The sequence below is a fragment of the Pseudanabaena sp. 'Roaring Creek' genome, assembly GCF_001402795.1.
Taxonomy (GTDB): Bacteria; Cyanobacteriota; Cyanobacteriia; order Pseudanabaenales; family Pseudanabaenaceae; genus Pseudanabaena.
This window is the reverse complement of the sequence record NZ_LIRE01000507.1, coordinates 1-7,852: the sequence shown is the minus strand read 5'-3', so window position 1 is coordinate 7,852 and position 7,852 is coordinate 1. Positions and strand designations below refer to the sequence as shown.

Genomic DNA, 7,852 nt, shown 5'->3' with positions numbered 1-7,852 from the left:
TTATAGCTATCGCCAAATATACTAGGACATAAACCCCAAGAATTGACTGGCGGCGCGAAGCGCCGCCAGTCAATTCTTGGGGTTTATGTCCTAATTCAAGTGACTGTAGCTATATTTTTGGGCTTTGAGAAAGGGTTTGTGTAGACAACCCTTTCTCAAAGCCCATTTAAAATTATCTCTAACTCACGTTATACCAAAACACAAAATGGCTACGCCATTTTGTGTTTTGAAAACCCTTACTAGGTTTGGTTTTTAATTCACAAAAGTGTTGTCACACTTTCGTGAATTAGTATTAAATATAAAGAATAAAATAATTAACAGAATAAAATCCGAGCCTTTGCCGATCGTTGCATAGGAAATGCCCGTTTTTTTCGCTACCTTTTTATCATGAAAAGAATCATAGGATTTTTCAACTAGGGCAATGCATTGTAATTAACAGTCTTAAATCATCTTCAAGGAAGGCTAGCCTAATGAGTCATGCTGAAGAATGCATCTATAAATCCGCTCCTCGTCACAATCAGATTTGCGATCGGATTATGGATAACCTTGATGAGATGATTTGGTCATTAGCTTTACCTGACTTAAAACCAATTTATTTCAATGCTGCGGCTATCAAATTTTTCCAACACTCTCGCCAAGAGTTAATGGAGCATCGACATCTTTGGCTAGAGGCGATCGCGCCTGAGGATCGTCGCAAAATACAACAAGAGCTTGAAAAAGAACAGAAAACAGATTTATCCATATTTACCTATCGCATTCAGCTTCCTACAGGGGAATTACGTCACTTCCATGCTCGTTTAAAAGTATTTAAGGATTCTTCAGGTTTGCCTATAAGGCTAGATGCGATCGCCTATGAAGTCCCCTCTAGCGATAATGCCTCAGACAGAGACTTACGTGATATCCCTCAGGTAAATATCGATCTAGAAAGCGATCTGGAAATTGATAGAGAACAAGTCGATTTGAATAGTGGTTTGACAAGTGATTTGACAGGCGATTTAACTTTGCTAAATGAAGAATTAGAACGGCAGATCGGGGAGAGCGATAGAAATTTACGCGACAAAGAAAGCCGTAATCTGTCCATTCTCCATGCCTTGCCAGATTTGCTGTTACTACTAAAGCCCGATGGAACCTGCATAGAATGCATCATTCCTTCGGGTTGTGACAAGGCAAAATATTTGCCCATTCAGCATCATATTTCTGAGGTCTTACCCCCTGAGACTCTAGCCGCCCAATTAAAGCTCTATGATCAAGCGATCGCTACGGGAGAAGTGCAAATCTATGAACATCAACTCTTTAAATTTGGCAAACTTGTCCATGAAGAAGTCCGCATTGCTCCTTACTGTAAAAACGAGCTAGTGGTAATTGTTCGGGATATTACGGAGCGGAAGGAAACCGAACAACAACTGCAAAATCTCACCGATCGCCTAACTCTCGCGTTAAAGTCTGCAGCGATCGGCATATGGGAGAGGGATCTCGTCCGCGATCAATTAGTCTGGGATCGCGGCATGTATGAGCTGTATGGAGTGAGTCCCGAGCAATTTACGAATAACCGTCTGACTTGGTTAAATTATGTATATCCTAGCGATCGCGAAATCATCGAATCGGCATCGCAACTAGCCTTGCAAGGAAAGAAGGATTACGACATCGAGTTTCGGATCGTCTTACCGAATGGAAGCATTCGCTACATTCAAGCCTACGCTCTCCTCCAACGTGATGGGGAGGGAATCCCTCAACGCTTCATTGGTATTAACTTTGATATTACCGAGCGCAAGATCGCCGAAGCCAAAATCATCCAAACAGCCCGTCAGCTCGCCAATACCAACCATGAATTGGAGTCCTTTAGCTATTCCGTTTCTCACGATCTGAGAGCGCCATTACGACATATGAATGGGTTTGTGATGGCTTTGCAGCAGCAACTCCAAAAACATGAAGCGTTAAAGGATCCTAAGGTAGAGCATTACTTACAGGTAATTGCCAAAAGCAGTCAAAAGATGGGACATTTGATTGATGGATTACTCACCCTCTCACGCTATGGGCGAAGATCCCTAGAATCGACCCAGATCCCCGTGCGCGTCTTAGTTGATGAAGCGATCGCCATCCTGCGTAATGAACCAAATTATAACCCGATGGTCAAATTTTCAATTGGTGACTTACCCGTTGTGATTGGCGATCCGACCCTCTTACAACAGGTCTTTTGTAATTTGATTGGGAATGCCGTGAAATTTAGTCGTACCCGTGCCAATCCCCATATCACGATCGACAGTTTGCCCGACCACACCATTAGAATTCAAGATAATGGTGTGGGTTTTCAAATAGAATATGCTGATAAACTCTTTGGAGCTTTTCAAAGACTGCATAATGAAAGAGAGTTTGAAGGCAATGGTATTGGCTTAGCGATCGTGCAAAGGATTGTGCAAAGGCATGGTGGATCGATCTGGGCTGAAGGATATCCCGAGCGTGGAGCCACATTTTTCCTTAAGATTTAGGAATGTCCTAGAAAATTATATCTACAGTCACTTAAATGAAGACAAATCAAATCCTAAGAATTGACTGGCGGCGCGAAGCGCCGCCAGTCAATATACACTTGGCGACAGCTATAACATTCTAAAATCCAGATCTAAAACCAATTCACGAAAGTGTGACAACACTTTTGTAAATTAAAAACCAAACCCAGTGAGGGTTTTCAAAACACAAAATGGCTACACCATTTTGTGTTTTGGTATAAAACCTGCGGCGCACGCTGCCCCTGCGCCGCAGGTTATAGGGTTTTATATTTAATTTAATTAAAACCACTTACTTAGTTACTAAGTCTAAATATATGGAACCCACTAGAATTTTGCTTGTAGAGGACGATCCTAACGATGTCGAGCTCATCCAAATTGCCTTAGATAACTATAACTTTGTTAATAAAATTGATGTTGTATCAGATGGCGAACAGGCAGTTCACTATCTATTTGGTCGTGACGGACAGCCGCCGACTCACCCCTTACCTAAGCTCGTACTTCTAGACTTAAAACTACCTAAAATTAATGGCGTACAGATCTTAGAGAGAATTCGTAAATCTCCCCTTACTCAGAATCTCGTCGTCGTTGTCATGACTTCTTCCGCAGAGAACAATGATTTAAAAGCTTGTTATGATTTAGGTGTAAATAGTTATATTGTTAAACCTTTAGACTTTCAACAATTCGTAGAAATGTCACAAAAAGTAGGATTCTACTGGATGATGCTCAACAAAATTCCACCTCTTGATTGATCCTAAATACCTCAGCACAATTAAAATCCAGATCTAAAACCTGCGGCACACGCTGCGCGAACGCCACAGGTTTTAAGGTTTTATATTTAATTAAGCCTACTTACTTAACTTGTTTGCATTTACCTTGAAATACTGTTAATTTAAGTAATTTTTTATATATACTTTACTTTGTAGATGCTGAGTATGTAGTCGCGATTAAGCAAATAGTTTTAGATAGTTGAGAATAACTATAAACACCAACTCTAAACCTATACTTTTACGTTTGTAAACCATGGGAAACTTGATGCCAGAGTTTGGAAAATTTGCAAAATTGGAGGAGCAACGATCGTCACAATCGCTGAGAATTTTGATTATCGAAGATGTTGTTGCTGATGCTGAATTAACAGTATTGGTTCTCGAATCCTCAGGGCTATGCTTTACCTATGACATCATCGCCACAGAAATCGAATTTCATAGATATCTTCAGGACAAATACTATGATGTGGTTCTGTCAGACTATCGACTACCTAGTTTTAATGGTTTACAAGCTTTTGATTTTCTCAAACAATCTGGACAAGATATTCCCTTTATTTTGATTACGGGAAGTCTTGGGGAAGAAGCGGCGGTTGAATGTATTAAGGCTGGGATGACTGATTACGTTTTAAAGGATCGGTTATTTCGGCTCCCGAGCGTTTTAGAAAGAGCCTTGCAAGAGTTTGCGTTGCGGCGGCAGCAAAAAATGGCGATCGCCCAGATCGAGCAACAAGCATGGCGGGAGACGATCATCAATCGTATTGTCCAATCGATGCGGGAAACCCTCGTCTTAGACGATGTATTACAAACAACGGTGGATTTGCTGTATGAAGCTTTACAGGTGAGTCATTGTTTGATCTTTCAGCCAGACAGTTCGCAGCAAATGCGGGTATGTTATGCCAGTAAAAATAATGCGCCCTGTAGTGAGGATGTAATTGGTCTGTCCTGTGATTTTTACGTTCATTTTCGAGACGAGCTGATAAATGGAAAGCCAATCCCGCTTCATCACATTACTGACGCTCTCCCAGAGGAAATCAAGGATTTAGCCGCAAGGTATAACATTCATTCCCTTTTGATCACTTCTCTATGTTATCAGCAGACCTACTTAGGTGGAATTAGTCTCTACCAATGCGATCGCGAACGAGTATGGTCGGACAATGAAATTTCCTTAGTTAAGGCGATCGCCGATCAATGTGCGATCGCCATTCATCAATCAGCACTCTATCAAAGTGCCCAATCAGAATTGTCAGAGCGCAAGAAAATGGAGGCTCAACTGCGGCACGATGCCTTCCATGACACTTTAACTAACCTCCCTAATCGGTCTTTGTTTCTAGATCGCCTCAACCATGCCTTACAACTATCCAACCGTCGCCTGTACCTAAATTCAGACAATCCTCCCGAACTGTTTGCCGTCCTTTTCTTAGACTTAGATCGCTTTAAGATGATTAACGATAGTCTCGGACATTTGGCAGGAGATCAGTTGCTCAAGATTGTTGCCAAGCGTTTAGTTGCCTGTTTAAGGGGAGGAGATACCGTTGCCAGACTAGGGGGCGATGAGTTTGTGATGCTACTCGAAGAAATTGAAAGTGTTAACGATGTAATTGAAGTTGCCCAAAGGATTCAAGATTCGCTGAAAGTGCCAATCTCGATCGATGGCAATGAAATATTTATCAGTACGAGTATTGGCATTGCCCTGAACTCTGCTGGCTATACTCAGCCCGATCAATTGCTGCGCGATGCCGATACTGCCATGTATCGAGCGAAAGAACAGGGGCGCGAGCGCTACGAAATCTTTAACCCTGCCATGCATACGGAAGCACTGAAAAAATTAAGGCTAGAGAACGATCTACGGAGAGCGATCGAGCGGCAGGAGTTGTGTTTGCATTATCAACCAATTGTCGATTTGCAGTCACATAAAATCATCGGATTTGAAGCCCTCGTGCGTTGGCAACATCCAGAGCAGGGCTTGATTGCCCCTGCGGACTTTATTCCATTAGCAGAAGATGTCGGACTGATTACAGCAATTGACTTTTGGGTATTGCATGAGGCTTGTTATCAATTAACCCAATGGCAGTCGCAATTTCCCATAGTGACAAAGCTGACGATGAATGTAAACCTATCGGCAAAACAATTTACGAAGTCCGAGTTACCCAATCAAATTGAGAAAATTCTTCAGGGATTTAACCTTGATAACAGTCGGCTCAAGATAGAAATCACCGAAAGTATTCTCATCGAAAAAACATCTTTAGCCTCGCAAATCTTAAGCGAACTCAGCGAACGCAATATTCAAACCTGTATTGATGATTTTGGAACGGGTTATTCTTCGTTGAGTTATTTACATCGATTTCCAATTCATACTCTCAAGATCGATCGCTCGTTCGTGGCGCGATTAAATCAAAATCCTGAAGATGGCGAAATTGTAAAAGCGATCATTATTTTGGGGATAAATCTAGGCTTAACTGTAATTGCTGAAGGAGTAGAAACTCTCGACCAGTTAGAATTTCTGAGAGCTCATAACTGTCATGCAGGGCAGGGATACCATCTATATCAACCATTAGCATCGGATGCGATCGCGACATTAATTAGCTCCCTAAGTATATGAGCTTACAGCGCTTTGCGCTCAAACCCTAAAACCTGCGACGCACGCGTAGCGTGCGCCGCAGGTTTTAGCTCTGAATTTTAGTCATTAAAAAGCGATCACCTGTTCTAAGGTACTGATATTAACAAGGGCTAAACTAGGAGCAGAGCGCTTGACTAATCCTGTTAATACCTTGCCAGATCCCACTTCGATCGCCTGTTCGTATCCCTGCGCCGCCAGATACAAACAGATTTCCCGCCAGCGTACGGGGGAAGTCATCTGTTGGCAAAGGCGATCGCGCAGTACCTGCCCAGAGGTCGTTGCATCATTTGGTTCAACGTTAGAAATAACCGAGATTTCGGCATCATTAAAAATTGTCTGTTCCAGCACCTTGGCAAACTTTGCTGCGGCTTCAGCCATCAATGGTGAATGAAACGCGCCACTTACGGCTAGCGGAATCGCTCGTTTGACCTTTACTCGTTCGCAGATAGATTTGACAGCGGCTGCGGTTCCTGAAATTACCACTTGGTCGGCGCTATTATCATTTGCCAGAATTACATTTTCGGTTGCGTCAATTTCTGTTTCTAGGGCATGGCGATCGAAACCAATCAGAGCGGTCATTGCGCCACCACTCGCTTCAGCCATCAATAGCGATCGCTGCTTCACCAATTCTAAACCCGTGGCAAAGTCGATCGTTCCCGCACAGTAGAGGGCATTGTATTCGCCCAAACTATGACCTGTGACCGCATGAGGGCTTAAACCCTTGGTCTTTAATATATCCGTCAAGATTGCGGAAATCACGTATAGGCAAGGCTGGGTGAACTGAGTTTTGGCAAGTTCAGTGGCATCGGTCTGCACCTTTTCTAAAACCGACCAGCCTAAAATTTGTTCTGCTTTTGCAAACTTGTCCTTGCCGACTTCCTCAAGGTCTAAACCCATTCCTACAGCCTGAGAGCCTTGTCCAGGAAATATCCATACATTTTTGGTCATTTTTATCAAATATTTATTTGTTTAAATAATTTTGTGTCTTCAAAGTTTACAGCGCTTTGCGCTGCATCAAAAGCCTGTTAATTAATCGAAAAGGCTTGCTTTACAAGCCTTTTCGGTTAATTAATAATATATTTTTGCCACTCGTCATGATTGCCCGATCGCAAATATTTAGTCACCTCAAAGTGCAACCCACTATGGGGGCGGCGGGGCTGCTTGCGTAGTGGCATGGCTGCTTCCTTGGGGGTGCGATTGCCCTTTTTGACATTACATCGAACACAGGCGGTAATAATATTGTCCCAACTATCAACACCACCCCGCGATCGCGGTAACACATGATCGAGGGTTAGGTCATCACCTGTATGCCCACAATACTGACAGGAATGGGCATCACGGTGGAGGATATTGCGACGGGTAAGCGGAATTTCTTTGTAGGGAATACTGATATACTGCAGCATCCTAATTACGGTGGGCAAAGGCATTCCAGGATAGATCATCTTGCCATTATGTTCGACCTGTTCGGCTTTGCCTTTTATGAGCAAGACAATAGCTCGCTGCCAATTGGTAATGTTCAGCGGCTCATAGGATGCGTTTAGTACTAGGACTTTTGCCATTACTATCCAGCGAACTTACATGAGATGCTAGCACAGCTAACTCAAATCAGCCACAAAAATGTTTAGCGATCGCAATTTATCGCAATTTATTGCCTCTTTAAACCTTTTTATAGGTACCTCAGCATAATTAATACCAAAACACAAAATGGCTACGCCATTTTGTGTTTTTAAAACCCCTACTGGGTTTGTTTTTCAATTCCCAAAAGTGTGACAACACTTTCGTGAATTAAAAACTAAACCTAGTAGACAGTCAAAGATAATTTGGCGGGTAAAATAAAGGGACAGAAAATAGTAAGGAAAAAGGTATGTCAGCAAAACGATACAAAGTGACATTAACCGAAGAAGAACGCCAAAAACTAGAACAAATCACTAAAAATGGTAAGTCGGCAGCAGCCAAAATTAACCATG

The 7,852-nt window shown here is 42.5% G+C and carries 5 protein-coding genes; 3 read left to right on the top strand and 2 right to left on the bottom strand.

Features of this window, described 5'->3' with window-relative positions:
- The first annotated feature begins 470 nt into the window (after nucleotides 1-470).
- From AC805_RS15710 to AC805_RS15700, 3 genes are all read left to right on the top strand, one after another.
- On the top strand, nucleotides 471-2,486 hold the full coding sequence (locus AC805_RS15710; RefSeq protein WP_055076294.1) for a PAS domain-containing protein: 2,016 nt from the start codon (nucleotides 471-473) through the stop codon (nucleotides 2,484-2,486).
- A gap of 332 nt (nucleotides 2,487-2,818) precedes the next feature.
- Nucleotides 2,819-3,253, top strand: a complete 435-nt coding sequence (locus AC805_RS15705) for a response regulator (RefSeq protein ID WP_055076293.1) — start codon at nucleotides 2,819-2,821, stop codon at nucleotides 3,251-3,253.
- A 283-nt stretch (nucleotides 3,254-3,536) separates the two neighbouring features.
- Nucleotides 3,537-5,867, top strand: a complete 2,331-nt coding sequence (locus AC805_RS15700; protein ID WP_055076292.1) for an EAL domain-containing protein — start codon at nucleotides 3,537-3,539, stop codon at nucleotides 5,865-5,867.
- An 84-nt stretch (nucleotides 5,868-5,951) separates the two neighbouring features.
- Here the strand turns inward: AC805_RS15700 and fabD are convergent, their stop codons facing one another.
- Together fabD and AC805_RS15690 are read right to left on the bottom strand one after the other, a co-directional pair.
- Nucleotides 5,952-6,833 (bottom strand): ACP S-malonyltransferase, encoded by an 882-nt coding sequence (fabD, locus tag AC805_RS15695; protein WP_055076291.1) that lies wholly within the window; start codon nucleotides 6,831-6,833, stop codon nucleotides 5,952-5,954.
- 116 nt (nucleotides 6,834-6,949) lie between these two features.
- Nucleotides 6,950-7,444 (bottom strand): HNH endonuclease, encoded by a 495-nt coding sequence (locus AC805_RS15690; protein WP_009628763.1) that lies wholly within the window; start codon nucleotides 7,442-7,444, stop codon nucleotides 6,950-6,952.
- Nucleotides 7,445-7,852: the final 408 nt, after the last annotated feature.